Below are 26,086 nucleotides of genomic sequence, written 5' to 3'. Positions count from 1 at the left end.
GTCATGGCGGCCCTCATCTGCGGTTGAATTCGGCGGAAGCCAACACCAGCCCAACGCCTTGCGTGATGTCTTCAGCGCGGGCGGCACCCCAGAGCAGGGCTTCGCTGGCGCGATCAGCAAGGCAGGTTTGGGCCAGCGTGACGGGATCAGGCAAAGGTTCGACCAGCCTGGGCGGCACCCGCATTGCCCAAGTGATCCGGCGGGCAAGACCCTGCGGGGTGATCCATTCCTCTGCGGCCTCATCAAAGCCGTTCGGCCCGCCGGGGCGTTTGAACGGTTGGCCCATGCCCACCATTGGCGCCAGCACTTGGCCTCGGAACTGCTTGTAGGGCATTTTTTGAAGCTGTTGGCCATTGATACCCAAAGCGCGCAGAGAGGCGACCATGAAATCAAACGGTTGTCGCGCTTTTTCGGTCACCTCGGCCCAAGCCGCGGGGTGATTGAGCATGGCGGTATAGGTCGCCATAAGATCGCCGCCGGAACCATTGTAGGCTGTGGCAATCGCTTTGACGAGACTGGCATCGGGGCTGTCGGAGACGAAATGCACCGCCAGTTTGCGCGCCAGATGTTGACCGGTTGCGGGCTGGAGGGCCAGATCGCGCAGGGCCGCGTGGATGTTGTCCAGCCCGACCGCGTCATAGGTTTTTCCCAGCAATTCGCGTGGACCGGGCTCGGCCCGCCGAGGCTGAAACTCCATCAGCAAATCGGCATTCATCGTCAGACCTGCAAGGATTTTCGCCATCTCGGTGACATCGGTTTGGCTGTATTTTGCGCCAACACCCATGCTGTGCAACTCGATCACTTCGCGGGCAAGGTTTTCGTTCAGGCCTTTGCGCTGGTTTTTGCCAAAGTGAGAATTCGGTCCGACCGAGCTGGATTGGTCCAGATAGCTGAGCATCGCCGGATGCAACGTGGCCGCCGTCAGCATATCGGCAAAATTACCGGTCAGATGCGGGCGGATGGCATCGTCGACCAAGGCATAGGGGAAAAGGGCTTCGAGTTGGCGTTTGGCGATGACCGAGAAATGATCGGCCCAAAACGTGGTCAGGCGTTCGCGAAAACCATCGGCGCTGTCCAGCGCGCGGGCGAAGGTTACCACGGTGGCCTGTTGTGCCGCGACTGTGAAATCCTGTAGCAGCGCATCGCGCTTGGGGTTTTTGGCGGTCGCTTTCTTGCCGGCCTTCTGGATCTGACGTAGTTCCTGAATATTCGGGATCAAATCCGCAGAGGCGCGGATCGGCAAGCTTTGCATGGCGCGATCTGGCCCGGCCAACATTGCCAGAATCGCGTCCGGTGTGTCTGGCGCGCCCTTTGCCTGCGGCAGGCCATAGCCAAAACGTATCGCAGCAAGGGTCGTTAGCTTTGACATCGTTCTCGCACTCCGATTCACGCGGCCAAGGCCTGCCTTTGGGATGAAATAGGCATGTGCGGGCAGAATACCACCGTTTTGGTGTCAAAAATGCTGCGTTGGCACGGGATGGCCGATGTTTGCTCAAAACGGGGCGGAAAGCCGCTTGTAAGGCTGCGCTATGTGCCGGATGGCCTGCGCGGGCAGGCCATCCAGATCACGCTTCAGCGGTTACTCTTTCGGCGTCACACGCAGGGAAAGCTCGCGCATCTGGGCGTTGGTCGGCTCGGACGGCGCCCCCATCAGCATATCTTCGGCGCGCTGGTTCATCGGGAACATGATGACTTCGCGGATGTTCGGCTCATCCGCCAACAGCATGACAATACGGTCGATGCCAGCGGCGCAACCGCCGTGGGGCGGGGCGCCGTATTTGAAGGCTTTGACCATGCCGCCGAAGCGTTTTTCCACTTCCGAGTTCGGGTAGCCTGCCAGTTCAAAGGCCTTGAACATGATTTCAGGGCGGTGGTTGCGGATGCCGCCCGAGATCAATTCGTAGCCGTTGCAGGCCAGATCGTATTGATAAGCATAGACTTCCAGCGGGTCGCCGTTCAGCGCCTCAAGCCCGCCTTGCGGCATCGAGAACGGGTTGTGGCTGAAATCAATCTTGCCGTCGTCGGTCTTCTCATACATCGGGAAATCGACGATCCAGGCGAATTTGAAGCAGTTCTGCTCGGTCAGGCCAAGCTCGCGGCCGATTTCATTGCGGGCACGGCCTGCGATGGCTTCAAAGGTTTCCGGTTTGCCGCCGAGGAAGAAGGCAGCGTCGCCCTTGTTCAGGCCAAGTTGCACGCGGATGGCTTCGGTGCGCTCGGGGCCGATGTTTTTCGCCAAGGGGCCGGCGGCTTCCATGCCCGAGCCATCTTCAGCTTCGCGCCAGAAGATATAGCCCATGCCCGGCAGGCCTTCCTTTTGCGCGAAGGCGTTCATGCGGTCGCAGAATTTACGCCCTACCGGCTCGCCGCTTGGCCCTTTCGGTGCCGGAATAGCGCGAACCTCATTGCCTGCCTGCTCCAGAAGTTTGGCGAAGATCGCAAAGCCCGAGCCTGCGAAATGCTCCGACACGTCCTGCATCTTGATCGGGTTGCGCAGGTCGGGCTTGTCCGAGCCATACCATTTCAGGCTGTCGCGGTAGGCGATCTTGGTCCAGTCGGAATAGGTTTTCTTGTGCGGGGCGAATTCTTCAAAGATGCCCTGCACAACCGGTTGCACCGCTGCGAAGACGTCTTCCTGTTCGACAAAAGACATTTCAATATCAAGCTGATAGAAGTCGGTCGGCGAGCGATCCGCGCGGGGATCTTCATCGCGGAAGCAGGGCGCGATCTGGAAGTAGCGGTCAAACCCCGCCACCATGATCAGCTGTTTGAACTGCTGCGGCGCTTGCGGCAGGGCGTAGAACTTGCCGGGATGCAGGCGCGACGGCACCAGAAAGTCGCGCGCACCTTCAGGCGAAGATGCTGTGATGATCGGGGTCTGGAATTCGTTGAAGCCCTGATCCCACATCCGGTTGCGCATCGAGCGCACCACGTTCGAGCGCAGCATCATATTGCGGTGCAGCTTTTCGCGGCGCAGATCAAGGAAGCGGTAGGTGAGGCGGGTTTCTTCGGGATAGTCGACATCGCCGAACACCGGCATCGGCAGATCGTCGGCGGCGCCCAGCACGGTCAGGCCAGTCGCATAGACCTCAATCTCACCCGTTGGCAGCTTGGCGTTGACCAGCGACGCATCGCGGCCCTTCACCCGGCCATCAATCCGCACGACCCACTCGGCGCGGACTTTGTCCATATCGGCAAAGGCAGGACTGTCGCTGTCGGCGATCACCTGGGTGATGCCGTAGTGGTCGCGCAGGTCGATGAACAACACCCCGCCGTGATCGCGCACCCGATGCACCCAGCCCGCAAGGCGGACGTCATTGCCCACATGAGATTTGTTCAGATCGGCGCAAGTATGGCTGCGATAGGCGTGCATGGACTTCCCCTTCACGGAGGCTGGATCGGTTTTGCCCGATACACTCTGCCGACCGGGTGAAGTCAAGCCCAAGCCCATTGGCTTTGCTATTTCATCTTGGCTCAAATATCCGGGCCGGAATGAATCCATTCCGGTTTGCCGGGGGTTTCCACAGAGGATAACAGGACCGCATGTTGCAGATCGTCGATGTTTTGCGCGACCGTGGCTCGCGCTATGCGGTGTCAGGCGGGTCTGTTGTGGGCCGCGCCGGGGTTGAGGCATTTCTAGCCGAGTTGAAGCGCGCCAAGAAATTCGCCAGGGCGACGCACAACACCTGGGCTTGCGTGCTGTCGGACGAAGGGCCTGTGAAGGGCGATGATGGTGAGGCAGGCGCAGGTGCTGTGATCATGAAGATGCTGGAGCGGGCGGAGCTGCGCGACCATATCGTGGTGGTGACCCGCTGGTATGGCGGGGTGCATCTGGGCGGGGATCGCTTTGCGCATGTGGTGACTGCGGTACGGGCCTATCTTGAGGCGCGCGCCTCGGCGTGATGCTTGCTAAAATCGGGGGCTTGCGCTTGGATGGGGCCCTGAATGGGGGGAGCCATGCGGGATATTTTAAAGGCGGAGGCGCTGCGTTTTGCCAATACGGTGATCTGGTCGTGGGACGGGTGGCGGGCGGCCTGGGCCACGGAAAAGACTTTGCGGCAATGGACGGTGGTGAATGTGCTGTCGGCGGGGTTGTCGTTTTCATTGGATCTGTCGACCGCCGAGCGCGGTTTGATTTTGGCGCTTGGACTGTTGGTGTTGGCGGCGGAATTGATGAACACCGGGCTGGAAGAAGTTGTGGATTACATCTCCAAGGCTGAAGATCCCCGCGCCAAAAAGGCGAAGGATTGCGGATCGGCGGCGGTGGCGCTGACGGCAATTGCGGGCGGGGTGGCTTGGGTGGTTATTCTGATCGGCTAGGGCGATCAGAGTTCCTGCATCTTTGATCGGCATAGGTGATCAGGCCGGATTTCGGAAAGCCGCTCAGGGTCCGATGCAAACGCAGGATGTCCGATCATTGCGGCAAGTGTTTGGCGGCTTCGCGGCGCTTGTGGGCGCGGTAGAGGATCGGAGCCATTAGATAATCGTAGAACGCACAGGCGAGAGGATGGATCAGCGGCAGCGCGGTCAGGCGGGCGACCCAGCGCCAGCGCGGCAGTTGCGCCCAGAGGATCTGAAAGGCGGGAATGCCCGAGAGCAATTGGCCTTGGTGCATCACATGCAGGCGCTTGGCGGCCGCCTCGGGCGGGACACCCCATGCGTTTGCTTGAGTCAGATCGTCGAAGCGCAGCGGCAGGTCTTCGGCAAGCGCGGCTTTGCGGTAATGGCCAATTTCAAACCGGCAGACCGGGCAGGTTTCATTGTAAAGGACGCGGGTTTCATCGGTCATGGCGGCAGTATAGCGCGTTTCACGCAGGGCGCGCTGTGGCTTTGCGTCTCAGGGGTGAAGCGGCTGTGGGCCGGTTTCGGTAAGGATGTAATCCATGGGGATATCATGGGGTTGCGGGAAGATTGTCGGCAGGTGGGCCGCGGTTAGACCGATGCCGATGGCGATGGGGGAAGGGATAAGGCTGGCAAGCGTGCGGTCAAAATAGCCGCCGCCGTAGCCCAGTCGATAACCGGCACTATCCCAACCGACAAGCGGCGAGAGGGTGATGTGCGGGGTGATCTCGGGGCCGTCGGCCGGGGTCGGGATGTTCCAGAAACCACGCTCCATCCGGGTTTCGGGCGTCCAGGCGCGAAATGCGAGAGGGGCTTTGGGAGTAAGAATGACGGGGAGCGCTGCGGTGGCACCCTTGGCGGCTAGGGTGGCAAGCCAGAAGCGCAGGTCCAGTTCCGCCTTGATCGGCCACCAGGCAGAGATGATCAGGCCCTCAAGGCTGGCAAAGCGCTGGCCAAGCAGGCGGTCGAGATGGCTGGCGATGGATTGGGCGGCTGTCTGACGGGTGACGACGGGCAGGGCGGCACGGTCGGCCAGCAGGCGGATACGCGCGGCGCGACGCCAGTGGGCGACGTCGCTGGCTTGTTGCGGGTCGACATGGGTGGGGTCGAATTCCTGCGCAAGGCAGGCGGGCGAGGCATAGGGTTTGTCGGTCATCGGCGTGGACCCACAAGACGGGCAAGCAGGACGGGGGCGGTGGCGGCCGGGATCAGGTTGACGGCGAAGGGTTTTGTGGTGCGGGCGCGGACGGCGTCGATTTCCTGCGAGATCAGTTTCGGGGATTCGCGAACCATGCCGAGGATGCCATAGCCACCTGCCTCTGCAACAGCCGCGGCAAGTTCTGATCTTGCAACACCGCCCATGCCCGCGAGCAGGATAGGGTGCTCGCAGCCGAGCAGATCGCAGACGGGGGTGCGCAGGTTTTGATGCGGGGGCCGGGGGTTAGGCATCCGAAGCCTCATAGGTTAGGATTTCAATCAGCACATCCCGCAGGATCAGGGCATGGGTGTGTTCGGTGTCACGGGCGGCGTAGATCAGGGTGACGGGGCCTTTGCGGCACCACTCCAGCGCCTCGGACAGTGGCTCAGGCGTGGCGGTGAGTTCGGCGCGGTAATGGGTGGTGAAATCGGCCCATTTGGCGGGGTCGTGGCAGAACCATGCGCGCAGATTTGGGCTGGGGGTGGCAGATTTCAGCCACGCGTCAAGCTTCAGATCGGATTTTGCAATGCCGCGCGGCCAGAGGCGGTCGACCAGCAAGCGGGCGCCGACGGTGGCGGTTCCAGCGCGGATGTCATGAGCGCGGCAGAGCTGGATCGGGAACATCTGTGGCCCCTTGCGATGAGGTATTGGGCTGACCGGGCGCTTGGCTTGCTTTAGGGATAGGGGCTATGAAGCGGCATTGTAAATGCCGATTTCCCGCCACCGAGCGCGAAAGCCGACATGCGTCTGAGCGCATTCCCGAATAGGGCTTTCCGGCGTTCTCGACGGTCGAGACGGTGGCAGCGCAGGGCTGTTGCGGGCTCATCTGAGCTGATCATCGCAACTTTGGCGCAGGCGGCGATGGCGAGCTCGCTGGGTGGGGTGGTGTTTCTGGCCATACCGCGACTGCAAATTGCTGTGCTTGCATAAGGCTTTGGCGCTGCGCTGCGGCGGATTGGGTGTCTTGCTCCGGTCATCTTGCGCTTGTAGGACAGGCATATGATCAAAAGAATGTCCTACCTTTCACATGCCCGCGCGACGCTGGCTTTGGGCCTGCCGCTGGTGGGCAGCCATCTGGCGCAAATGGCGCTGCATGTCACCGATACCGTGCTTTTGGGCTGGTATGGGGTGAACGAGTTGGCGGCGGTGGTGCTGGCAACCTCGACGTTTTTCGTGATTTTCATCCTGGGCGCGGGGTTTGCGCAGGCGGTGCTGCCGATGGTCGCCTCGGCCTTGGGGCGCGGAGACGAAGGCCAAGTGCGGCGGGATACCCGGATGGGGCTGTGGCTTTCCATCGGCTTTGGCCTGCTGAGCTATCCGATCTTCTGGTGGTCTGAGGCGCTGCTACTGTCGTTGGGGCAGCGGCCTGAGGTCTCGATTCTGGGACAGGATTTTCTGCGCATCGCGGGGCTGGGGATGATCCCGGCGCTGTTGGTGATGGTGTTGAAGAACTATCTGGCCGCGTTGGAGCGCACGCAGGTGGTGCTGTGGGTGACGCTGGCGGCGGTGGGGGTCAATCTGGTGTTGGCCTATATGCTGATCTTTGGCTATTGGGGCGCGCCGGAGTTGGGTGTGCGCGGGGCGGCGATTGCATCGGTATTTGTGCAGACGCTGACCTTCGTGTTGCTGGCGATTTACGCGGGCTGGTTGCCCGAGTTGCGGCATTTTCGGCTGTTCCAGCGGTTCTGGCGGCCTGATTGGCAGGCGCTGCATCAGGTGTTCCGCTTGGGCTGGCCGATTGGCGTGACCTCGCTGGCGGAAAGCGGGTTGTTTCAGGCGACGGCACTGATGATGGGTTGGATCGGTACGGTGGAACTCGCGGCGCATGGCATCACCATGGAGGTCGCGGCTTTGTCGTTCATGGTGCATCTGGGGCTGTCGAATGCCGCGACAGTGCGGGCCGGGCGGGCGGATGGCGCGGGCGACACCCAAGGCTTGCGTGATGCGGCCAAGGTGGCGATTGCCTTGTCGTTCGGCTTTGGTGTGGCAATGGTCGTGCTGTTTCTCAGCCTGCCCGTGGCGATTATTTCGCTGTTTCTGGATGAGACGAAACCACAAAGCGCTGAAATCATTGCCTTCGGTGTCACTCTGCTGGCAATGGCCGCCTTGTTTCAAATGGCGGATGCGATGCAGGTGATGGCGCTGGGGCTTTTGCGCGCGATCAAGGACACGCGGGTGCCGATGATTGCGGCGGCGATCAGCTATTGGGGGATCGGGATTCCGTCCGGCTATTATCTGGCGTTCCACGCCGGGATGGGGGGCATCGGGTTGTGGCTGGGGCTGGTGATTGGGCTGCTGTTTGCGGCGGTGACAATGATGTGGCGATTTTGGCACCGGGTGCGTCGCTGAGTGTTGCCTCTGCTTACTCGGCGGCCTCACCCTTCATCAAACGCTCGGCCTTCTTGCGCACCAGAACCGAGCGCAAGTCGTGCATCGCCAGCAGCAGCAGGTCTGTGACCTCCTCTAGCTGCGCCTCGGTGGCCTTGGATTGCACCCATTGCGTCGTCAGGTTCATGTGATCCACAGCGCGCAGAATGTCATCGACGTCGCGGGCGGCCAGTAGGGCTTGCCTCTTGGCAACCCATTGTCCGATCACGGCAACTTCTTCGCGCGTCAGTTTGTGGTCGCCATGCGGCTTGATGTTGCCGTTCTTGACGTTGACCAAGGCGATCTCGTCCATGTCGATGCGGCGCTGCCGGTTTTCAGTATCTACGCGGAACACGGCAGCACCGTTGTCGCGTATGCGGAAGTAGAATTCTGGCAGATCGGAGGACATTCAGGCGGCCTCGCCAGCGTCACGGTTGTCGATCACGCGCAGAAGCGAGCCATCTTCATCGACCAGCGCGAACATCCGGGGGGCCTTGCCGGGTTTGAAAATGCCTGTGAGGCGCGGGATGGCTTTGTGGTCGGTAGGCAATCCGACTTGCTGCCATTCAGCGAGCAAGCTTGCCACGTCATCAACACGGACACAGGCCGAGAACCAACTGGACCATTTGTCGACATCAGGATGCGGGAAGAATTCCAGCACCAAGCCACCACGTTGCAGGATCATCCAGCCATCATCGCGGAAAGTGGTACGAAAGCCGAGGCGGGTATAAAACGCCTCGGTCGCTGCGAAATCGCGGCTTGGCAGATTGGCGGTGATCCGGTCGGCCATGAGATCCTTCAGGTCAAAGAGGCGCAGAAGGTCTGGATGCGGGTGCAAGCCTCACGCAGAACCTCGTCAGCGGTAGCGTAGCTGACGCGGAAGTTTGGCGATAGACCGAAGGCAGCACCAAACACCACGGCAACGCCGGTTTCTTCCAGCAGGGCTGTTGCAAAGATCTCATCATTGCTGATCTTGGTGCCCGCGGGGCTGGTTTTGCCGATGCAGCCTGAAATGTCGGGATAGACGTAGAAAGCGCCCTCTGGTTTCGGGCATTTGATGCCCTTCGCGTCGTTCAGCATCGACACCACCAGATCGCGGCGGCGCTGAAAGATCTTGCGGTTGGGGGCAAGGAAATCTTGCGGGCCGGTGAGCGCCTCCAAGGCTGCGTATTGGCTGACCGAGCAGGGGTTCGAGGTGGATTGCGACTGGATGGTGCCCATGGCCTTGATCAGATGCGCGGGGCCAGCGGCATAGCCAATGCGCCAGCCGGTCATCGCGTAGGATTTCGACACGCCGTTGCAGGTCAGCGTGCGGTCGTACAGCTTGGGTTCGATCTGCGCCGGGGAAGTGAATTCGAAATCGTCGAACACGAGGTGCTCATACATATCGTCGGACATGATCCAGACATGCGGGTGCTTCAGCAGCACATCACAAAGCGCGCGCAACTCGGCGCGGGTATAGCCAGCGCCAGTCGGGTTCGAAGGCGAGTTGAAGATGAACCACTTGGTTTTGGGGGTGATCGCGGCATCTAGCTGCGCCGGGGTCAGTTTGAAATCAGTGTCGATTGTGGCCACAACCGGAACCGGCGTACCGCCTGCCAGCAGCACCATATCGGGGTAGGACACCCAATAGGGCGCGGGAATGATTACCTCATCGCCGGTATTACAGGTCGCCATCAGCGCATTATACAGCGTCTGCTTGCCACCTGTGCCGACGGTGATCTGATTGGGCGCATAGGTCAGGTCGTTCTCGCGGGCGAATTTCTCACAGATCGCCTTTTTCAGCTCTGGGATGCCATCGACCGCCGTATAGCGGGTTTTGCCTGCATCAATGGCGCGCTTGGCGGCGTTGCGGATGTTCTCGGGCGTATCAAAATCCGGCTCGCCTGCACCAAGGCCGATCACGTCGCGGCCAGCTGCTTTCAGCTCTTGTGCTTTGGTGGTGACGGCGATGGTGGGCGAGGGTTTGACGCGGGCAAGGGTGTCGGACAGGAAGGCCATACGGCGGGCTCCACAGGGCTGGTTTGCAATTTTCGCCTCCCTGCCATATGGTGGCCCCCCTACGCAATCAAGCGATATCACCTTACGGAGAGGCAAGATGGCACAAATCAGCAATGACGACTGGTATAGCGAAAGCACCGCAACCTTTGGCGACCGGCTGGAGGCCGCGCGCGAATCCTGCGCGATGAGCCAGACAGAACTGGCGCAGCGGCTGGGCGTGCGCGACACCACAATCAAAAGCTGGGAGGCCGATGAATGGGAGCCGCGCGGCAATCGGTTGCAGATGCTGGCGGGGATGTTGAATGTCTCGCTGATGTGGCTACTTTCGGGGCGGGGAGAAGGCGTGGCTGCGCCGGACGCGCGCGATCCGATCGCCTTGCCCGCACGCAGTGCATTGGCCGATATTGCGCGCTTGCGTCGACAAATGCAGGCATTGGGCGTTGAACTGATGCAAGCCGAGCAGAAACTGACAGTCGAATTGCGCGGGATGACACAATGAGCGAGACGCAAGAAGCCCAACTGAAACGGATGGCCATGCGAAGCTGGCGGCGTGGAATGAAAGAGATGGATCTGATTCTGGGTCCTTACGCGGACGCACATTTGGCCACGATGTCGAAAGATCGGCTGATTATTTTCGATAAACTTTTAGAAGAGAACGATCAGGATCTGCTGCCTTGGATCTTGGGGCAGAACCCAGTGCCAGCCTATCTGACGGATTTGATTGCTGAAATTGGGGTCTATGCTCGGGAGCGCCTAGCAGCGAAGTGACTTTTCGCCAAAATCGAGGCGAGTTTACGATATGTTTTTGTTTTGTGCCGATTCTATCCGCAGGTGCCATCGCTCGCGGAGTTAACAAATGAGTTTACATGACCCCCTGCTGGACGGCTCGCAAAAGCTGTTGATGGCGGGCTATCTCGACAATCTGGCGTTGTTGGAGCGACTGCATCGGCTGCTTTTGGACGTGATCAAAGATGAGTTTGAACGGGTGGCGGTGCTTGAGATCAACTCGGTTCAGGCTTTGTTGTTGTTCAACATCGGCGAGAATGAGGTGACGGCAGGCGAGTTGAAATCGCGCGGCTATTACCAAGGCTCCAACGTGTCCTACAATTTGAAAAAACTGGTCGAATTGGGCTACATGCACCATCAGCGTTCGGAAATTGATCGCCGCTCGGTGCGGGTGCGTTTGACGGAAAAGGGCCGCCGCGTGCGCGGGATGCTGACCGATCTGTTCCAGCGCCATGCCGAGGGGCTGGCGAAGCGGGGCTTGGTCGATGCCAATAACATGGAAAACATGAACCAGTCGCTGAAGCGGATGGAGCGGTATTGGACAGAGCAGATTCGGTATATTTATTAAGACCTGCGGTTAGCGCCAGAACCGGGAATAAGTGGCAAAGCGCCCCTGCAACTTTGCCAGAAGCCGAAGTCCCAATCCTGTCGCTGAATCAGTGCCTGTTGCAAGACGGTGCACGACCACTTCTGGCGGGCAGGGCTTGCGGCTGACAGGGTCAAAATAGCGCGGATAGGCGATCAGGGCGGCATGGGCGAGGGCAAGCAGGTTTGGGCGGGGCAGCGGATGGCCATCGGCGGCGCGCTGACGTCTGGTTGGAATGGGGCCGAGATCTTGGGTCAACCCCCAACCGGCATAGAACGGTGCGCCAAGGCAAGTAACGCGCTTGCCGCGCAGCAGGGCCTCGAACCCAAGAAGCGAGGTCATGGTGACGACCGCATCGCAAGCTTCGATCAGTTGGATCGGATCAGCGTGGTGGGCGATGATGTCAGCCAGACCGCGCAGGGCGATTTCGGGGATCGCACCAGGGCGCAGACCTGCTTCAACATCGGGATGCGGTTTGTAGATCAGTGTGGCATCGGGATACGCGCTACGGGCTGCTTGCAGCAAGCCGAGATTGGTGCGGATGTCACCTGCGCCGACACGGATCGAAGCATCATCCTCGACCTGACCGGGCACGAGAACGCGCAGGCCTTCCGGCAGATCGGGCAGGTTGCCGGGAAGGTTGTACTTCGACAGGCGGGCGGTGATCAGTGTCGCGATCAGCTTTTCGGTGCGGCGGGCCGCATCAGGAGCCAGCGGGGTTTGGATCAGCCGTTCAAGACGACTTTCGCGTGTGGGGTCGTAGTAAATCCCAAGGTCATCTGTGACGAGGCTGAGGGGGGGCACCAGTTCGGCCCCCAACCCCCGCGACCGTAGGAAGCCATCTTCGACGCGGTGAATCGTCAGGTTCGCAGGCAAATCGGCGGGTTCTTTGCCTGCCCAGACCAGAACACTGCGGTCCGTCGCGCGGGCTTTGGCAATGGCGCGGGCTGGATTATCTTGAAAAATCAGTGATCTTTCGCGACCAAAGACGGCTTGTAGGCGCGAGCGCTTCCAGACGCGCATCCCTATGGCGACATGACCGAAACGATCCTCGCGATAGGCGCGGGCCTCGGCCTCCAGTTGATCGACAGCTTCTTCAAAGCTGCACAGCCGGTTGCGGCAAGGATCAACCCATGTGGGAGCGAGGATCATCGCAGCGGCGAAAAGTTGCGTTTTTGTCAGGTTGCGTTTGCGACGGTCGATGGGGAAGGCGTCAGAGGTCAAACCCCATCCGGCATAGAACGGTTGGCCAAAGACGCGGGGGCGATGGCCGGCAAGGATCGCCTCAAACCCCAGTTGTGAGGATACGGTGTAAACCGCGATGGCGCCTTCCAGCAACGCCCAAGGTGAGACAGGGGTGGTCAAAAGCTGGATGAGGTCGGTTTGGTCGGCGGTGGTGTAGTGGCCGTGTCGCAGGCCGAGTTGGGTCTCGGGATGGGACTTGATCACGATGCGGGCGCCGGGGTGTTCGATTTGCGCAGTGGCCAGCATCTCGGCAAAACGTGCGACATTGGCGCCGGAGTGACGGATCGAGGCATCGCCCACAGTTTGATCCACCACCAGCACATAGCCGGGGGTGGGTAAGGGGGCGTCAATGTGATGAAGGTTGTATTTTGACAAATCGAGCGCGCGAATCCGGGCAATTCCATCGCGTGAGCGAGTCAGAAGGTTCGAATCATCCAGGGGGTGTTTTGAGAGGATCGCCTCTAGCGTCGAGGGTGTGGCGCTGTCGAAATGCACTCCTTGGCCGTCAATGAGCAAACCGAGCGGCCGGTCGCCCATCCGACCCGGACGGATCGAACGCAGGAAAGCATCCTCTATGCGGATCAAAGGCACATTGTAGCGCGCGGCAATAGCGTCACCGCGCTGCGCATAGGGCGAACGGCCCCAAACCACTACGCCGTCTTCGGGTCCGGGCAGACCAAGGCGCAGCTTGTGCCCGGCAAGCGCCAGCATCCGGCGCAAATCGGCTTGGCGCAGAAACCCGGCGTTGTAGTAAAAAAGCCGCCGGGGGATGGCCCCGGCGGCTTGGGTATTGGCTCCGGCTACGGACAAGACCGCCTCATTGCCCCACGGTGGCAATGTTGTCGGCGGCGGTGGTCGAGCCCGAAATCGCCGACAGGGTTTTGGTCCACTGCACGAAGGGTGCTTCGGTGACGTAAACGGTGTCGCCGTCGCGGACCAGGAAATCGCGGGCCTCAAACATGCCGGTTGGTTGTGTCAGATCAAGCACATAGACCATGCGCTGATCGCCTTTGAGGTCACGACGACCCAGCACGGAATTGGCAACCTCGGCAGGTTCGTTGCGGAACACGAAGACGCCAGTCGGGTCTGCGGTGCTGGTGTTCAGACCGCCAACGGTGGCCAAAGCCTCAATCGCCGAGAGGGTTTGAGTTTCAAACGGCACTTTGGTCTGCGACCCCGTGGCCCCCATCGCGACGAAAGAGCGGGTGTCTTTCTCGACGGTGATCTTGTCGCCGGGACGCAGGGCGATGTCGAGGCCAGGGTTGGAGAACAAATCCTCCAGCCAGATTCTGCCGGTTTGGCTGCCGCGCGTGACCCGCACGATGGCGACAGTGGGTTCAATCGTCACGCCACCGGCCTTCGAGAGCATGGCCGAGAGGGTGCGCGTGGGCCGCTCGATCGGGAAGACGCCGTTGGCCCCTGCAAAACCAGACACCGAAACGGTTGCGCCGTCCCCTGCGAGACGCTGAACGGAGACTTGCGGATCCGGGGTCTGGGTGTCGAGTTTCTTGGTGATGATATCACGCAAGCCATCAGGCGACTGGCCCGCCGCTTTGATTTTCCCGGCATACGGCACGAAGATAAAACCCGCACCATCGACCTGAATTTCTGTCAGGGCCGAAACGCGCTGGCCGGTGTTGCCAAGCAGCGGATCATCCTTGACGTTTTCATAGATCGTCAACCCCAGCACATCACCGGGCGAAATTTGATCGGACCCGACCACCCCCGCATTGCGGAAGGCCGAGCTGAACCCCAGTGCGGGCGTCACTGCCGTGGCGCGGGTGACCCGAGAGTTCACCGTCACGATAAAGGCGTCGCCCTCTTTGAGGACCGACCCCTTGAAGATTTCTGCCTTGTTGGGCCCAGAGCGCGGCAGGCCACAGGCCCCGACCGCACTGACAAGCGCCACAAGGGCAAGGGCCTTCGCCCCCCTTGATCCGGTAATTTTCACTGCCCGGGCTCCTTTAACTGGATTTGCCTCAAGTTTTGCCTGTAAGGCTACAGAAAGACGAAACAAAATGCCAGTCTTGCTTTCTTTGTTCACTTAACGACGCGCAACTGTTGCCGTGGTGCCGCTTTGCCTGAAGTCAGCGCGTCGTAGGGATCTTCAGATTGCAGCATCATATCTACCACTTGTCGCAGCAATTCACGCCGTCCCCGCGAACTGTAGAAGCCGCCGGGGACCTGACTGGTTTCCAGCAAATAGTGGCGATAGTCGCGGTAAGCGCGGCTGTCAGGGCGGGTTGGCAGAGTGAAGAAGTCTTTCAGGCTTTGGGTCGAGACGAATTCGGGCTTGGCATAGACCGCCGCACCGAAGGTTTTCAGCGGCAATCCGCGCCACAAGACTTGTTGGGCAGCGGTGGAGTTCACCGTGACCGCGCTGCGGGCGTGGTTGAGCAGGGCGGCCAGTTTGCCGCCACGCACAAAATGCACGCGGGTCTCGACACCATGAACCTTCGCCAAGCGCTTGATTTCATGGGCAACGGGGACGCGACCATCTTCCAGTGGATGAGCTTTGAAGACAATATGGTGATGGGGGGCTGCACCTTTGGCAAAGCCCTCCATCACCAGTGCCAGAAATTCGGACATGGTCTTGAACGGTGAATGCATCTGGAAGCTTGCATCATGTTCCAACTGCAACAGCACCAGATGATAGGGGAAACCACCGTGCTTGATGCGGAACGTGGCGGCAATACGCTCCCACCGATGGATGGGTAGCAGAACCAGACGTTTGACATAAAGCCAGAATTCCTGCCGCACAGTCAAGGCACGATGCGGTCTGAAATTGCGATAATCCCAGAATCCGGTCATCACAAACCAATGATAGAGCGCGCCCCAGAACATGTGCTGGCGCATGTCACCCCAGCGGGCGGGGGCGTCGGGGAGTTCCATGTCCAGAGACGCCAGCGCCGTTTGCATTTGCGGCACTGACATTTGCATCAGCCGGGAATTGCCATTGGAGCCACCGCGTTCGTAGCTGATCCAATAGGGGCGCAGATAGCCTTCCTCAAAAACATGCACTGTGATGCCTGCCGCGCGGGCGGCGGCAACGGCGGTGGCGTGGATGGGCCGGGTGTCGCCATAAAGTACAATGTCGGTGATCTGCTTTTGCTCAATCACCGTGCGGAAGGCGAGCGGCCAGTCTTGCAGAGTAGCTTTGAAGGCAATGTAGCTGTCTTCAGAGGGCCAGAAAGCGCGGTCGCCGCGGTTGAAACCAACCCGCCAGACCTGCGCGCCTGCCGCAGTCAGCATTTTGCCCAGTCGATGAAAATAGGGCCCGTGCGGACCCTGCAGGAAGAGAAATCGGCGACCTTGACCTGAACCTGACATATTACTCGCGCTTTTTAGTCTGCATGCGCCGATGGTGCCCAATATAGAAGGGGATAATTTCGGCTTTGTGAACCGCTATAGCATAAGCGCGGCGAATTTGAGGCGATTGCACAGGTGCGGCGCAAGCGGTAGCTTTGGCGCAAATCATGAGGGCTATGCGATGTTTACCGGAATTGTCACCGATATGGGCGAAGTGCTGGAACTGGAGCAGCGCGGCGATTTGCGGGCACGGATTGGCACGGCCTATGATGTGTCGCGGGTGGATATTGGGGCGTCGATCTCTTGCGAAGGGGTTTGCCTGACTGTGGTGGCACTGGGAACAAGTCCGTGCAACTGGTTTGACGTGCAGATTTCAGCGGAATCGGTCTCAAAGACCAATCTGGCGGAGTGGAAGATCGGCAAACGGTTGAACCTAGAGCGGGCGCTGAAGGTAGGCGATGAGTTGGGCGGGCATATTGTCTCGGGCCATGTCGATGGAGTGGCCGAGGTGGTGCGGATCGTGCCCGAGGGTGAGTCCGTGCGGGTGACCTTCCGCGCGCCAGAGACTTTGGCGAAGTTTATCGCCTCAAAAGGCTCTGTCGCGTTGAATGGCACGTCGCTGACGGTGAATGAGGTGGATGGCTGCGATTTCGGCATCAATTTCATCCCGCATACCCAAGCGGTGACGACCTGGGGTGAGGTCAAGCTTGGCGATAAGGTGAACTTGGAGGTCGACACCATGGCGCGCTACGTGGCGCGGCTGCGCGAGTGGGCGTAGGCTGTGGCGGGCTTGGGCCACAACGGCGGGCCTTCGATGCAGCCTGGCGTAGCGTGGCGGGCGCATTGCTGGCGGGCCGCGCGTGAACAGTTGCTGCCGACCCTGCCGATTGAAGTGGTGCGTTTGCGGGTAAAGCGGGCGCGCGATTTGGGGCTGGAGTATAAGACCTATGCCTCGGTTCGGGCGGCGACGGGGCATGACCTGATCGCCTTTCTGTTTTCATCGAACGCGTTGCGCTTGGTGCGGGGGCGCGAGGCACTGCCACTGGACCGGGCGGACAAACTGGATGCGATGAATTGCGCCCGGATCGCGCTTGCGGTGGCGCCGCTGTCGCCACAGGCCATGCTGGTGAATCCGCAGATTGATCAGGCCCATGTGGCCCCCTTTGCTCTGGCGAAATTTGCCGAGGCGCGGGCGGCGATCCGGCTGGCTTTGGGCAAGGTGCCGGGGGATCGGGTGCTGCTGGTGGGCGATCTGGCTTTGGAGCGCGACTGGTGTGCTGCGGGGCGGCTTGCGGGCTATCTGCCAGCAGAACGGTTCTTCGCAGGGGCATAGGCCTCGCACAACATCTGTTCAGCAAAGCAAACCGCGCGGCTCTGGCTTTTGCGCCCCGTTGGCGCTATGGGCAAAGAGAGAGTTGCAGGAAGCCAAACCATGACCACACGCACCGAATATTCGGACGCGATCTCGTCCGTCGAAGAGATCATCGAAGATGCCCGCAATGGCCGCATGTTCATACTGGTTGACCACGAAGACCGCGAAAACGAAGGCGATCTGGTGATCCCAGCTGAAATGGCGACGGCTGAGGCAGTGAACTTCATGGCGACACACGGCCGCGGGCTGATTTGCCTGACGCTGACCGGGGCGCGGATTGATACACTTGGGCTGCCGCTGATGGCCTCGAAGAATTCCAGCCGTCATGAGACCGCGTTTACCGTGTCGATCGAGGCGCGGGAGGGAGTGGAGACCGGAATTTCCGCCAAAGATCGCGCGATCACCATTGCAGCGGCGATTGATCCGAAAACCGGGCCTGCCGATCTGGCGACGCCGGGGCATGTGTTCCCGCTGCGGGCGCGGGATGGCGGCGTGCTGGTGCGCGCAGGCCATACCGAAGCTGCGACCGATATCTCGCGGTTGGCCGGCCTGAATCCGTCGGGCGTGATCTGTGAGATCATGAAGGACGACGGCACCATGGCGCGGCTGCCCGATCTGGTGGCCTTCGCGCAAAAGCATAACCTGAAGATCGGCACGATTTCCGATCTGATCGCGTATCGGCGGCGGCATGACAATCTGATCAAGGAGTGCTCGGTTAAGCGAGTGCAATCGGTGCATGGTGGCGATTGGCTGATGCGGATATTCGCGGATGAGACGCATGGCGATGAACATGTCGTGCTGACCAAGGGCGATTTGTCGGGCGATGCTCCGGTTCTGGCGCGGGTGCATACACTGAACCCGCTGGAGGATGTGCTGGGCATTGGGGACGATCACGTCGGCGATTTGCAGGGTGCCATGCGGGTGATTGCTGCCGAAGGCCGTGGCGCGATTGTACTGTTGCGCGACACCTCGATGAAGATCGAGGCAGGTGAGGTCAGCCCGCATACGCTGCGGCAATATGGTTTGGGCGCGCAGATTCTGTCGGCGCTGGGTCTGAGTGCGATTACGCTTGTGACAAACTCCAAGGCGCCGAAAGTGGTGGGCCTTGAGGCTTATGGGTTGTCGATTGCCGGCACCCGCGCGATTTCGGAGTAGATCATGGCTGCCAGTGAAACACATTACACCCTGCCGCTGCCGAAATTTAAGGCTGAGGTGAAGTTGCTGATCGTGGTGGCGCCTTATTATAAGGACATCACCGATCAGTTGGTGGCAGGTGCGCAGGCAGTGGCTGCAGCTTGCGGTGCTGTGACCGAGGTGGTCGAAGTGCCCGGAGCGCTGGAAGTGCCTTCGGCGATTGCGTTGGCCGAACGGATGGCGAAGTTTGACGGCTATGTTGCCTTGGGTTGCGTGATCCGTGGCGAGACGACGCATTATGATACCGTCTGCAATGACAGTTCCCGCGCGATCACCATGCTGGGGTTGCAGGGTGCTGCGATCGGAAACGGCATCCTGACCGTGGAAAACCGCAAGCAGGCGGAAGTCCGTGCCGAGGCTGCCGGACAAAACAAAGGTGGCGGAGCGGCCGCTGCGGCCTTGCACCTGATCGCCTTATCGCGCAAATGGGCGACCGACACCAAGGGGATCGGTTTTCGTCCATGACTAAGCCTGACAAGAAGCAGATGAAATCAGCCGCTCGGCTTTATGCCGTGCAGGCGTTGTTTCAGATGGAGGCCTCGGGGCAGACCGTCGAGTCGATCCGGCGCGAGTTTGAAACCCATCGCTTCGGCGCTGTCTATGATGGTGACGAGATGGCCGAGGGCGATGTCGATCACTTTCGCGCTGTCGTCGATCATGCGGTGAACTTTCAGGCGATGATCGACCAGATGACCGACCGGGCTTTGGTGGCAAAATGGCCGATTGACCGGATTGATCCGGTGATCCGCGCCTTGTTTCGTGCCGCTGGGGCCGAGTTGACGCAGATGATCACGCCGCCGAAAGTGTCGATCAACGAGTATGTCGACGTAGCCAAGGCGTTTTTCCCCGAGGGGAAAGAGTCGAAATTTGTCAACGCGGTGCTGGACCACATGGCGCGTGAGGCCAAGCCCGAGGCATTTTAATTTCCAAGGATAGGGCTTTGGCGCGCGTCAAAGCCCTATCTGGTTGGGAAAGGGATCTGCGATGAAATATCTTTGGGTGGCTGCGTTGGCATTGGCGGCTTGTGTCGAGGAAGACAAAGCGGCGGGACCGGATTGGATGCTGTCTTTGGTGGATGGGCAGGCAGTGGATTACACCGCGACGCTCAGCCTTACCGAACCGGGACGGGTGACAGGCCAAGCCCCGTGCAACCGCTATTTTGCCGATCTGTCGCGCGATGGCTCCAGCTTTAAGCTGGGCATGATCGGGGCGACGCGGATGGCCTGTCTGCAGATCAAGGGGGAGGCCGACTTCTTCCAGACCCTGCAGGGCATCGAGACCGCCGATGAAGCGTCTGGAAAACTGACGCTGAGCGGGGCGGGGCATCAAATGGTGTTTGTGCCGCTGCAAAACTAGCCTGCGGCAAAACGCGGGCTTCCGGTTTGGCGATTGCGTGTTACGCTCTTCCAAACCGGAGGCTAGCATGCCGAAACTGATCAAGCTTTACATCGTCAATGTCGCCTATGGTTTTGGGCTGTCTGTGGTGTTTCTGGGTTTGCTGTTGTGGCAGGACGTAGCGGGCTTGCGGCAGTTGATCTTGGGGTCGGATGTCGGCTGGATCGCGGCTTTCATGATGATTGTGATGAACGGGGTGGTGTTTGCCGGGGTGCAATTTGGCATTGCGGTGATGCGGTTGGCGGAAGACCCGGATGAGCCGCCGCGTGGAACGCGGGCACCTGACGCGGGACTGATCACGCGTATTGACAGGGGCTTTCTGCGACGTTCGCGCAACAGTGGCGCATTGTTGCCGCTTCCGCGGAGATGAAAACCTCCGAGTTTCAGCAGAGTTAACCAACTCCACGCGAAGCCTTGTGGTGGTTCCATCACGTTTCTGCAACACTGGAAATGTTACAAAGTTTGCGCCAGTTCTTGCCGCAAATTTTGTGAAATCAGCGGAAAAATGACGTAAAATCATCCTGTTGCCTTCAACCCTTGAACCAAGCCGTCCGATGAAACATCTGCACTTCAACGCCGGAAAACTTCGGCGTCAGGGATAGATGTTGAAAGGACGGATCATGAAGAACGTAACTCGTATCGCGGCAGTATCCGCATTCGCTCTGGCTGTTGGGTCGCTGCCCGCCGTGGCACAGACAACGCTGCTGGGGTCGTCTGCGGTGAACGATCAGGTGGACGATCTGGCTATTCAAGCCAATCGTGACATGGCGCGTGGCAATGACGATCTGCGCTTTGGTAACCAAGAGATGCGCGATGGCATCTCGGGGTCGGCGTCGCTGGGCTACAGCGGCAAAACCGGCAACAATGAATCGCAGGAATTCTCGGCAGGCGCGCGTCTTCGCTATGGCCAAGACCGCTTCGTGCAAACGCTGAGCTTCGTGATTGATTACGCGGAAGCTGACGGCGTGAAGTCAAAAGAAGACGTGTTGGGCGTCTATGACGCCAACTACTACTTCACCGACAAGGTTTACGGCTTTGTTCTGGGCCGCATTGCCTCGGACGGCCTGGCGCAAGATGCGGTTGATCCTGCAAACTCTTTGGCCAAGGATGCATTTTTGGGCTTTGGTCCGGGTTACCGCATCGTGAACAACGAGAACATCGCTTGGCGCGTGCAGGCTGGTGTTGGTATCAGCTACCTTGAATATGGTGATGACAACAGTACCACCGAATCCGCTGGCATCGTCTCGTCGCGCTTCTTCTACAAGTTCAACGACAATGTCTTCGCCAGCATGGATACCGACGTCTTGAAATCGGACTCCGCGCTGCGCATCGGCAACGATCTCGGTGTGAGCTTCAAGGTAACCGATGCGTTCTCGACCCGTGTCAGCTACTTGACCGACTATAACGACAGCCGCACCATCCGTGCGGACAACAAGCTGGGCGTTTCGCTGGTTTACGGCTTCTGATCTGATCAGAATACATACGGAAAAGGGGACAGCATGCTGTCCCCTTTTTCATTTTCCGATTCTGGTTTCGGCGCGGCAGAGGTTGCAGGTGGCGGGCCCGCAGCGGCCGTGACGGCGTGAATTTCCCGAGAGCCTGAGTGTTCAGGTTGGTCGCCAGGTAGCAAGACCAGGATCTTGCCAGAGCCAGCTCCCTCGGAGATGCTTATCGGCCACTGGAAAAGGGCCATACACGAGAAGAGCAGAACCCGCCAAGGCTGAATGTAGGCCCGGCGGGGTGTGATAGCAAGGGGCGTGACAAGGGCCTAGATGGGCTTGCAGCATGTTCACCTTTGGTTCATATTTTACCAATGGATATGGAAAACCTCTTGCCTGGGATGCCCGGCCAGCGCCTTGCGCGCGGGGTGTGCCGGGCGATGCGACAGTTTGATTTCGTCACGGTGGAAGAATTGGTGCCAACGTCCGGCCTGCGGGTCGATGTGATGGCGCTGGGTCCGAAGGGTGAAATATGGATCATCGAATGCAAATCCAGCCGCGCCGATTATGTGGCGGATCAAAAATGGCAGAGTTATCTGGAATGGTGTGACCGGTTTTTCTGGGCCGTGGACGGTGACTTCCCCACCCAGTTGCTGCCAGAGGCATCAGGTTTGATCATCGCAGACGCCTATGATGCAGCGATTTTGCGGATGGGGCCAGAAACACCGCTGCCGGCGGCTCGCCGCAAAGTGATGTTGCAAAAATTCGCCCGCCATGCCGCTTTGCGGCTGCAAGCCTACCGTGATCCCGGTGTCAGCGTTTTTTCTTCGGTTTAGCGCCGCCTGCGATCGCGCGCGCGGCTTCTGCGGCAGACATCAGCTCTTCGGCGATCTCCTCGGCCTCGTCGGCGTCAAAATCGAGCGGCAGTTCAATGCCGCCATCGGCTTCGATGTAGATTCGCACCATGCCCAGCTCGGTCGGGCCGATCTGGATATTGGCGGCGATGTCGCTTTGCTTGTCGATGCCCATCTTGCGGCTCCTTTATCTTTGCACTGGGGTAACAAGAGCGGTAAACTTTGGCAATCCTGCCCTTGCAATCCGGCGAGGGCGGCGTTAAATCCCCGCTTGCGTGCCGCGTTAGCTCAGTTGGTTAGAGCACTAGATTGTGGATCTAGGGGTCCCCCGTTCGAGCCGGGGACGTGGTACCACCTTTCCCTTGCATGATCAGGTCAAAGCCCGCTTGGCTGCTGTTGTGGGTCTTGGCCCCGGCGAATTCGGCCTGTATGGTCGGTCTTCCAAGTGAAGGAATGCCCGATGACACCAGAAGCCGCCCGCCGTATCCCTCTTGTTATTGCAGCAGAAATTGGCGCGACTGCGGCGCAGGTGAGCTCTGCGATCACGCTTTTGGACGAAGGCTCGACGGTGCCCTTCATCGCGCGCTATCGCAAAGAGGTGACGGGCGGTCTGGATGACACCCAATTGCGCAATCTGGCCGAGCGGCTGGTGTATCTGCGCGAGTTTGAGGCGCGGCGCGCGGCGATTCTGGGCTCGATTTCCGATCAGGGCAAGCTGACCGATGCGCTGTCCGGGGCCTTGGCGAAGGCCACGACCAAGGCGGAGTTGGAAGACATCTATCTGCCCTACAAGCCAAAACGCCGCACCCGCGCGATGATTGCCCGCGAAAACGGGCTGGCGCCGCTGGCCGAGGCGATTCTGGCAGACCGGGCGGCTGATCCTGTGGTTTTGGCAAAGGGATTTGTCAGCGAAGCTGTGCCGGATGTGAAGGTCGCACTGGAAGGCGTGCGAGATATCGTCGCCGAGGGGCTTTCTGAGGATGCCGCGCTGCTGGGGCGCCTGCGTGGCCATATGAAGCAGGTCGGCAGACTGCAAGCCAAAGGCGTTGCGGGAAAAGAGATCGAAGGCGCGAAGTTTTCGGATTATTTCGCCCACAACGAAACTTGGGCGGGTGCACCAAGCCACCGGGTTCTGGCGATGCTGCGCGGGCAGAATGAAGGCTTCCTGACAGTTGACCTGGAGATTGATCCCGATGCACCCAAAGGCGACAGCCCGGCAGAGCGGGCCTGTGCCGCGGCGTTGAATGCCTGGGGGCGTGGTTTGGGCGATGCTTGGTTGCGAGAGGCGGCGGCTTGGGGCTGGCGCGTGAAGCTGAAAACCTCGCTGACCCTAGATCTGATGTCCGAGTTGCGCGAGCGGGCCGAAGCCGAGGCGATTGCGGTTTTTGCGCGCAACTTGAAGGACTTGCTGCTTGCCGCTCCGGCGGGGGGGAAGGCCACGATGGGGCTTGATCCCGGCATCCGCACCGGGGTGAAGGTCGCCGTGGTAGATGGCACGGGCAAGGTTCTGGCGACAGATACGGTTTATCCGTTCCAGCCGAAAAACGATCTGCGCGGCGCGCAGGTGGCGATTGCGCAGCTGATTGCCAAGCACGGTGTCAAGCTGATCTCGATTGGCAATGGCACGGCCAGCCGAGAAACCGAAAAGATGGTGGCCGATTTACTGGCGGTGCTGCCGGGGGCGGAAAAGCCGGTCAAGGTGATCGTCTCTGAAGCCGGGGCTTCGGTATATTCGGCCAGTGAATTGGCGGCCAAGGAGTTTCCGGGGCTGGATGTATCCTTGCGTGGAGCAGTGTCGATTGCGCGGCGTTTGCAGGACCCATTGGCCGAATTGGTCAAGATCGAGCCGAAAGCGATTGGCGTCGGCCAGTATCAGCACGACGTCGACCAGCATCGTTTGGGTCGCAGTCTGGAGGCCGTGGTTGAGGATGCTGTGAATGCCGTTGGGGTTGATCTGAACACGGCGTCGGCGCCCTTGCTTGCGCGGGTGTCGGGCGTGGGGCCGGGGCTGGCTGAGGCGATTGTCAGCCATCGCGATGCCAATGGCCCGTTTGCCACCCGGCGTGAATTGCTGAAAGTGGCACGCTTGGGCCCGAAAGCCTTTGAACAAGCTGCGGGCTTCTTGCGGATTTCGGGCGGGAAGGAACCGCTGGATGCAAGCTCGGTCCACCCGGAAGCCTATGATGTGGCGCGCAAAATTGTCACGGCTTGTGGGCGGGACATTCGCGCTTTGATGGCGGACCCTTCTGCGCTGAAGGGCCTCGATCCACGCAGCTTTGTCGATGCAAAATTCGGTCTGCCGACAGTGAAGGACATTCTGGCCGAGTTGGAAAAGCCCGGTCGAGATCCGCGGCCCAGCTTCAAGACGGCAACGTTTGCCGATGGCATTGAAGACATCAAGGATCTGAAACCGGGCATGATGCTGGAAGGCACAGTCACCAACGTCGCAGCTTTTGGTGCGTTTGTGGATATTGGTGTGCATCAGGACGGTTTGGTCCATGTCAGCCAACTGGCCGATAAATTCGTCAAGGACCCGCATGAAGTGGTCAAGGCGGGCGATGTGGTGAAAGTGCGTGTGGTCGAGGTTGATGTGCCACGCAAGCGCATTGGTCTCACGATGAAATCCGACAGCGGTGAGGCGCGCGAGCAAGTGCGCGAACGCCAACAGGACCGGGCGCCGCAACCGCAGCGGAACAAGCCCTTGCCGAGTCAGGCGGGAAATGCGGGGGGTGGCAATGCCTTTGCCGACGCGTTGAAGGGCAAATTCAACAGCCGTTAACGAATCCCGAGCCCGGCTTTCATCAGCGATTTTCGCACCGGCGTGACTGAGTAAAACGTATTCAGCGCGCCCGCGCGCAGATCGCGCAGGAACTGGCCCTTAATCATCGAAGCCCGGTTCAACGCGTCGATGCCTGTCACGCGGGCCTGCACGTCAAGATGACGACGGCGGTGATAGGCGTCGAGCATCTTGGCAGAGCCGAGGCAGGCGGGATCAGCTTGGGCAAGTTCTAACAGACAGGCCAGATCGGCGAGGCTCATGTTCAACCCCTGCGCGCCAATCGGCGGCACGACATGTGCGGCCTCGGCCATCAGGGCCACGCGTTCACCCGCCATGTGTGCGGCGATTTGGCTGATAATCGGCCAAACCGTGAGGCGTGAGGCGAGGGTAAGCGACCCAAGGATTTGGCAAGAGCGGGTGTCGAGTGCTGCCTCAAATTCACGGATTGGCAGGGCCGCGAGGCGCTGCACCTCTGGCCCGGTCTCCATCCAGACGACCGCCGAACAGGGCAGGCCATCTCTGTCCGGTAGCGGCACCAAGGTGAAAGGGCCGCCGGTGCGGTGAATTTCGGTCGAGACATTGTTGTGCGGGATCGGGTGGGTGACGGCAAAGGCCAGCGCCTTTTGGCCGTAGCGGGTGGTTTTGACCGGGATTCCAAGCGCTTCTCGCATGGTGGACTGACGACCATCGGCGGCGATCACCAGTTTGGCGCAGATCTTGCGGCCATTGGACAGGGTGACCAAAGCCTCGGACTCCCGGGTCAACAGGCCGCTGGTGGCGATGCCGGGCAGAAAAGTGACGTTGGGCAGATCGCGCAACCGGGCCACCATTTCCCGTCGCAGCAGCCAGTTTGGCAGGTTCCAGCCAAAGGGGGCATCGGATAGATCGGCTGCGTCAAAGTCTTTGACAACGCGCGGTTCCGCGACTTCTCCCCCCGCGTCGATGATGCGCATGATTTGCAAGGCGGCTGCAAAAGGCTCAAGTCGCGCCCACAGGCCAGCGGCTTGCAGCACGGGAATAGACGGCTGCAAAAACGCCGTGGTGCGCAAGTCGGCGCCTTCGGCTTCGGCAGAGGTGACGGGAGGGCTGGGATCGGCGCAGATCACCGAGAAGCCTGCACTGCCGAATGCGGCGGCGGCTGCGAGGCCCGCGACGCCGCCACCGGAAATCAGAATGTCTGTGGAAATCCGTGTCATAGCCGCCCCTTTACCAGTGAATTT

General features: G+C 60.1%; 30 protein-coding genes and 1 tRNA gene. 17 read left to right on the top strand and 14 right to left on the bottom strand.

Features of this window, described 5'->3' with window-relative positions:
- Positions 1-13: 13 nt before the first annotated feature.
- Both U1A24_RS11545 and aspS read right to left on the bottom strand, forming a co-directional pair.
- Positions 14-1,369: a DUF1800 domain-containing protein gene (locus U1A24_RS11545; RefSeq protein ID WP_322322122.1), complete on the bottom strand. Its 1,356-nt coding sequence runs from the start codon at positions 1,367-1,369 to the stop codon at positions 14-16.
- 210 nt (positions 1,370-1,579) lie between these two features.
- Positions 1,580-3,373: an aspartate--tRNA ligase gene (gene aspS, locus U1A24_RS11540; RefSeq protein WP_322322121.1), complete on the bottom strand. Its 1,794-nt coding sequence runs from the start codon at positions 3,371-3,373 to the stop codon at positions 1,580-1,582.
- A 170-nt stretch (positions 3,374-3,543) separates the two neighbouring features.
- Here aspS and U1A24_RS11535 point away from each other — a divergent pair, with 170 nt between their 5' ends.
- A complete protein-coding gene (locus tag U1A24_RS11535; RefSeq protein WP_322322120.1) occupies positions 3,544-3,903 on the top strand; it encodes a YigZ family protein in 360 nt (119 codons plus the stop codon).
- A gap of 54 nt (positions 3,904-3,957) precedes the next feature.
- Complete coding sequence (locus tag U1A24_RS11530; RefSeq protein WP_322322119.1) at positions 3,958-4,320, top strand: diacylglycerol kinase; 363 nt, start codon at positions 3,958-3,960, stop codon at positions 4,318-4,320.
- Between the two features lie 94 nt (positions 4,321-4,414).
- Here U1A24_RS11530 and U1A24_RS11525 read toward each other — a convergent pair whose 3' ends face one another.
- From U1A24_RS11525 to U1A24_RS11510, 4 genes are read right to left on the bottom strand one after another with little or no spacing between them, the layout of a single operon-like run.
- A complete protein-coding gene (locus U1A24_RS11525; RefSeq protein WP_322322118.1) occupies positions 4,415-4,789 on the bottom strand; it encodes a DUF393 domain-containing protein in 375 nt (124 codons plus the stop codon).
- A 48-nt stretch (positions 4,790-4,837) separates the two neighbouring features.
- On the bottom strand, positions 4,838-5,497 hold the full coding sequence (locus tag U1A24_RS11520) for a 5-formyltetrahydrofolate cyclo-ligase (RefSeq protein ID WP_322322117.1): 660 nt from the start codon (positions 5,495-5,497) through the stop codon (positions 4,838-4,840).
- The gene (locus U1A24_RS11515) at positions 5,494-5,790 is read right to left on the bottom strand and encodes a nitronate monooxygenase (protein ID WP_322322116.1); all 297 of its coding nucleotides are present in this window, start codon (positions 5,788-5,790) and stop codon (positions 5,494-5,496) included. The genes U1A24_RS11520 and U1A24_RS11515 overlap by 4 nt, the downstream gene beginning before the upstream one ends.
- Complete coding sequence (locus U1A24_RS11510) at positions 5,783-6,163, bottom strand: DUF488 domain-containing protein (RefSeq protein ID WP_322322115.1); 381 nt, start codon at positions 6,161-6,163, stop codon at positions 5,783-5,785. Before U1A24_RS11510 ends, U1A24_RS11515 begins: the two co-directional genes overlap by 8 nt.
- A 387-nt stretch (positions 6,164-6,550) precedes the next feature.
- Here U1A24_RS11510 and U1A24_RS11505 point away from each other — a divergent pair, with 387 nt between their 5' ends.
- Positions 6,551-7,888, top strand: coding sequence for an MATE family efflux transporter (locus U1A24_RS11505; RefSeq protein ID WP_416173488.1), 1,338 nt, complete (start codon positions 6,551-6,553; stop codon positions 7,886-7,888).
- 13 nt (positions 7,889-7,901) lie between these two features.
- Here U1A24_RS11505 and U1A24_RS11500 read toward each other — a convergent pair whose 3' ends face one another.
- From U1A24_RS11500 to U1A24_RS11490, 3 genes are read right to left on the bottom strand one after another with little or no spacing between them, the layout of a single operon-like run.
- Complete coding sequence (locus U1A24_RS11500; RefSeq protein ID WP_322322113.1) at positions 7,902-8,315, bottom strand: hypothetical protein; 414 nt, start codon at positions 8,313-8,315, stop codon at positions 7,902-7,904.
- Positions 8,316-8,696 (bottom strand): bleomycin resistance protein, encoded by a 381-nt coding sequence (locus tag U1A24_RS11495; RefSeq protein ID WP_322322112.1) that lies wholly within the window; start codon positions 8,694-8,696, stop codon positions 8,316-8,318.
- Positions 8,697-8,704: 8 nt separating this feature from the next.
- A complete protein-coding gene (locus U1A24_RS11490; RefSeq protein ID WP_322322111.1) occupies positions 8,705-9,907 on the bottom strand; it encodes a pyridoxal phosphate-dependent aminotransferase in 1,203 nt (400 codons plus the stop codon).
- A gap of 97 nt (positions 9,908-10,004) precedes the next feature.
- Here U1A24_RS11490 and U1A24_RS11485 point away from each other — a divergent pair, with 97 nt between their 5' ends.
- From U1A24_RS11485 to U1A24_RS11475, 3 genes are all read left to right on the top strand, one after another.
- A complete protein-coding gene (locus U1A24_RS11485) occupies positions 10,005-10,406 on the top strand; it encodes a helix-turn-helix domain-containing protein (protein WP_322322110.1) in 402 nt (133 codons plus the stop codon).
- The gene (locus tag U1A24_RS11480; RefSeq protein WP_322322109.1) at positions 10,403-10,675 is read left to right on the top strand and encodes a succinate dehydrogenase assembly factor 2; all 273 of its coding nucleotides are present in this window, start codon (positions 10,403-10,405) and stop codon (positions 10,673-10,675) included. Before U1A24_RS11485 ends, U1A24_RS11480 begins: the two co-directional genes overlap by 4 nt.
- Positions 10,676-10,763: 88 nt before the next feature.
- A complete protein-coding gene (locus tag U1A24_RS11475; RefSeq protein ID WP_322322108.1) occupies positions 10,764-11,261 on the top strand; it encodes a MarR family transcriptional regulator in 498 nt (165 codons plus the stop codon).
- A gap of 9 nt (positions 11,262-11,270) precedes the next feature.
- Here the strand turns inward: U1A24_RS11475 and U1A24_RS11470 are convergent, their stop codons facing one another.
- The 3 genes from U1A24_RS11470 to U1A24_RS11460 form a co-directional block, all read right to left on the bottom strand.
- A complete protein-coding gene (locus U1A24_RS11470; protein WP_322322107.1) occupies positions 11,271-13,334 on the bottom strand; it encodes a capsular polysaccharide biosynthesis protein in 2,064 nt (687 codons plus the stop codon).
- Between the two features lie 7 nt (positions 13,335-13,341).
- Positions 13,342-14,475, bottom strand: coding sequence for a polysaccharide biosynthesis/export family protein (locus U1A24_RS11465; RefSeq protein ID WP_322322106.1), 1,134 nt, complete (start codon positions 14,473-14,475; stop codon positions 13,342-13,344).
- Between the two features lie 89 nt (positions 14,476-14,564).
- The gene (locus U1A24_RS11460) at positions 14,565-15,854 is read right to left on the bottom strand and encodes a capsular biosynthesis protein (RefSeq protein WP_322322105.1); all 1,290 of its coding nucleotides are present in this window, start codon (positions 15,852-15,854) and stop codon (positions 14,565-14,567) included.
- A 160-nt stretch (positions 15,855-16,014) separates the two neighbouring features.
- Here U1A24_RS11460 and U1A24_RS11455 point away from each other — a divergent pair, with 160 nt between their 5' ends.
- The 9 genes from U1A24_RS11455 (at position 16,015) to U1A24_RS11415 (ending at position 22,069) form a co-directional block, all read left to right on the top strand.
- Entirely contained in the window at positions 16,015-16,611 is a 597-nt protein-coding gene (locus tag U1A24_RS11455) for a riboflavin synthase (protein ID WP_322322104.1), read from the top strand.
- A 36-nt stretch (positions 16,612-16,647) separates the two neighbouring features.
- The gene (locus tag U1A24_RS11450) at positions 16,648-17,166 is read left to right on the top strand and encodes a hypothetical protein (RefSeq protein ID WP_322322103.1); all 519 of its coding nucleotides are present in this window, start codon (positions 16,648-16,650) and stop codon (positions 17,164-17,166) included.
- 99 nt (positions 17,167-17,265) lie between these two features.
- The gene (gene ribB / locus U1A24_RS11445; protein WP_322322102.1) at positions 17,266-18,360 is read left to right on the top strand and encodes a 3,4-dihydroxy-2-butanone-4-phosphate synthase; all 1,095 of its coding nucleotides are present in this window, start codon (positions 17,266-17,268) and stop codon (positions 18,358-18,360) included.
- Positions 18,361-18,363: 3 nt separating this feature from the next.
- Complete coding sequence (locus tag U1A24_RS11440) at positions 18,364-18,864, top strand: 6,7-dimethyl-8-ribityllumazine synthase (RefSeq protein ID WP_322322101.1); 501 nt, start codon at positions 18,364-18,366, stop codon at positions 18,862-18,864.
- Between the two features lie 20 nt (positions 18,865-18,884).
- Positions 18,885-19,322, top strand: a complete 438-nt coding sequence (nusB, locus tag U1A24_RS11435; RefSeq protein ID WP_322322100.1) for a transcription antitermination factor NusB — start codon at positions 18,885-18,887, stop codon at positions 19,320-19,322.
- 61 nt (positions 19,323-19,383) lie between these two features.
- The gene (locus tag U1A24_RS11430) at positions 19,384-19,755 is read left to right on the top strand and encodes an META domain-containing protein (RefSeq protein ID WP_322322099.1); all 372 of its coding nucleotides are present in this window, start codon (positions 19,384-19,386) and stop codon (positions 19,753-19,755) included.
- Positions 19,756-19,822: 67 nt separating this feature from the next.
- Entirely contained in the window at positions 19,823-20,164 is a 342-nt protein-coding gene (locus U1A24_RS11425) for a hypothetical protein (RefSeq protein WP_322322098.1), read from the top strand.
- A 250-nt stretch (positions 20,165-20,414) separates the two neighbouring features.
- Entirely contained in the window at positions 20,415-21,260 is an 846-nt protein-coding gene (locus U1A24_RS11420; protein ID WP_322322097.1) for a DUF481 domain-containing protein, read from the top strand.
- A 347-nt stretch (positions 21,261-21,607) separates the two neighbouring features.
- Positions 21,608-22,069 carry an MmcB family DNA repair protein gene (locus tag U1A24_RS11415; RefSeq protein WP_416173487.1) on the top strand — a complete coding sequence of 154 codons (462 nt, stop codon included), beginning with the start codon at positions 21,608-21,610 and terminating at the stop codon, positions 22,067-22,069.
- Here the strand turns inward: U1A24_RS11415 and U1A24_RS11410 are convergent.
- Positions 22,047-22,262, bottom strand: coding sequence for a DUF6324 family protein (locus U1A24_RS11410; protein WP_054006934.1), 216 nt, complete (start codon positions 22,260-22,262; stop codon positions 22,047-22,049). The two genes, U1A24_RS11415 and U1A24_RS11410, sit on opposite strands and share 23 nt — an antisense overlap.
- 102 nt (positions 22,263-22,364) lie before the next feature.
- Here U1A24_RS11410 and U1A24_RS11405 point away from each other — a divergent pair.
- Together U1A24_RS11405 and U1A24_RS11400 are read left to right on the top strand one after the other, a co-directional pair.
- A tRNA-His gene (locus tag U1A24_RS11405) sits at positions 22,365-22,441 on the top strand.
- Positions 22,442-22,547: 106 nt separating this feature from the next.
- Positions 22,548-24,866, top strand: a complete 2,319-nt coding sequence (locus U1A24_RS11400) for a Tex family protein (protein WP_322322096.1) — start codon at positions 22,548-22,550, stop codon at positions 24,864-24,866.
- Here U1A24_RS11400 and U1A24_RS11395 read toward each other — a convergent pair.
- Positions 24,863-26,062 carry a UbiH/UbiF family hydroxylase gene (locus U1A24_RS11395; protein WP_322322095.1) on the bottom strand — a complete coding sequence of 400 codons (1,200 nt, stop codon included), beginning with the start codon at positions 26,060-26,062 and terminating at the stop codon, positions 24,863-24,865. The genes U1A24_RS11400 and U1A24_RS11395 overlap by 4 nt on opposite strands.
- Between the last annotated feature and the right edge of the window lie 24 nt (positions 26,063-26,086).

Source organism: Cypionkella sp., from assembly GCF_034376685.1.
In the GTDB taxonomy this organism is placed as follows: domain Bacteria; phylum Pseudomonadota; class Alphaproteobacteria; order Rhodobacterales; family Rhodobacteraceae; genus Cypionkella.
Note: the sequence above shows the minus strand (reverse complement) of the source record. Positions and strands in the feature narration are given on the sequence as shown.

Excerpts from the sequence above, each read along its gene's own strand:
- U1A24_RS11455 (WP_322322104.1), top strand. The coding sequence starts at position 16,015 with ATGTTTACCGGAATTGTCACCGATATGGGCGAAGTGCTGGAACTGGAG.
- U1A24_RS11400 (WP_322322096.1), top strand. The coding sequence starts at position 22,548 with ATGACACCAGAAGCCGCCCGCCGTATCCCTCTTGTTATTGCAGCAGAA.
- U1A24_RS11515 (WP_322322116.1), bottom strand. The coding sequence starts at position 5,790 with ATGCCTAACCCCCGGCCCCCGCATCAAAACCTGCGCACCCCCGTCTGC.
- U1A24_RS11475 (WP_322322108.1), top strand. The coding sequence starts at position 10,764 with ATGAGTTTACATGACCCCCTGCTGGACGGCTCGCAAAAGCTGTTGATG.
- nusB (WP_322322100.1), top strand. The coding sequence starts at position 18,885 with ATGAAATCAGCCGCTCGGCTTTATGCCGTGCAGGCGTTGTTTCAGATG.
- U1A24_RS11495 (WP_322322112.1), bottom strand. The coding sequence starts at position 8,696 with ATGGCCGACCGGATCACCGCCAATCTGCCAAGCCGCGATTTCGCAGCG.
- U1A24_RS11525 (WP_322322118.1), bottom strand. The coding sequence starts at position 4,789 with ATGACCGATGAAACCCGCGTCCTTTACAATGAAACCTGCCCGGTCTGC.
- U1A24_RS11440 (WP_322322101.1), top strand. The coding sequence starts at position 18,364 with ATGGCTGCCAGTGAAACACATTACACCCTGCCGCTGCCGAAATTTAAG.
- U1A24_RS11480 (WP_322322109.1), top strand. The coding sequence starts at position 10,403 with ATGAGCGAGACGCAAGAAGCCCAACTGAAACGGATGGCCATGCGAAGC.
- U1A24_RS11395 (WP_322322095.1), bottom strand. The coding sequence starts at position 26,062 with ATGACACGGATTTCCACAGACATTCTGATTTCCGGTGGCGGCGTCGCG.
- U1A24_RS11485 (WP_322322110.1), top strand. The coding sequence starts at position 10,005 with ATGGCACAAATCAGCAATGACGACTGGTATAGCGAAAGCACCGCAACC.
- aspS (WP_322322121.1), bottom strand. The coding sequence starts at position 3,373 with ATGCACGCCTATCGCAGCCATACTTGCGCCGATCTGAACAAATCTCAT.
- U1A24_RS11415 (WP_416173487.1), top strand. The coding sequence starts at position 21,608 with ATGGATATGGAAAACCTCTTGCCTGGGATGCCCGGCCAGCGCCTTGCG.
- U1A24_RS11505 (WP_416173488.1), top strand. The coding sequence starts at position 6,551 with ATGTCCTACCTTTCACATGCCCGCGCGACGCTGGCTTTGGGCCTGCCG.
- U1A24_RS11490 (WP_322322111.1), bottom strand. The coding sequence starts at position 9,907 with ATGGCCTTCCTGTCCGACACCCTTGCCCGCGTCAAACCCTCGCCCACC.
- U1A24_RS11410 (WP_054006934.1), bottom strand. The coding sequence starts at position 22,262 with ATGGGCATCGACAAGCAAAGCGACATCGCCGCCAATATCCAGATCGGC.
- U1A24_RS11510 (WP_322322115.1), bottom strand. The coding sequence starts at position 6,163 with ATGTTCCCGATCCAGCTCTGCCGCGCTCATGACATCCGCGCTGGAACC.
- U1A24_RS11500 (WP_322322113.1), bottom strand. The coding sequence starts at position 8,315 with ATGTCCTCCGATCTGCCAGAATTCTACTTCCGCATACGCGACAACGGT.
- ribB (WP_322322102.1), top strand. The coding sequence starts at position 17,266 with ATGACCACACGCACCGAATATTCGGACGCGATCTCGTCCGTCGAAGAG.
- U1A24_RS11460 (WP_322322105.1), bottom strand. The coding sequence starts at position 15,854 with ATGTCAGGTTCAGGTCAAGGTCGCCGATTTCTCTTCCTGCAGGGTCCG.
- U1A24_RS11430 (WP_322322099.1), top strand. The coding sequence starts at position 19,384 with ATGAAATATCTTTGGGTGGCTGCGTTGGCATTGGCGGCTTGTGTCGAG.
- U1A24_RS11535 (WP_322322120.1), top strand. The coding sequence starts at position 3,544 with ATGTTGCAGATCGTCGATGTTTTGCGCGACCGTGGCTCGCGCTATGCG.
- U1A24_RS11530 (WP_322322119.1), top strand. The coding sequence starts at position 3,958 with ATGCGGGATATTTTAAAGGCGGAGGCGCTGCGTTTTGCCAATACGGTG.
- U1A24_RS11450 (WP_322322103.1), top strand. The coding sequence starts at position 16,648 with ATGCAGCCTGGCGTAGCGTGGCGGGCGCATTGCTGGCGGGCCGCGCGT.
- U1A24_RS11520 (WP_322322117.1), bottom strand. The coding sequence starts at position 5,497 with ATGACCGACAAACCCTATGCCTCGCCCGCCTGCCTTGCGCAGGAATTC.
- U1A24_RS11545 (WP_322322122.1), bottom strand. The coding sequence starts at position 1,369 with ATGTCAAAGCTAACGACCCTTGCTGCGATACGTTTTGGCTATGGCCTG.
- U1A24_RS11425 (WP_322322098.1), top strand. The coding sequence starts at position 19,823 with ATGCCGAAACTGATCAAGCTTTACATCGTCAATGTCGCCTATGGTTTT.
- U1A24_RS11420 (WP_322322097.1), top strand. The coding sequence starts at position 20,415 with ATGAAGAACGTAACTCGTATCGCGGCAGTATCCGCATTCGCTCTGGCT.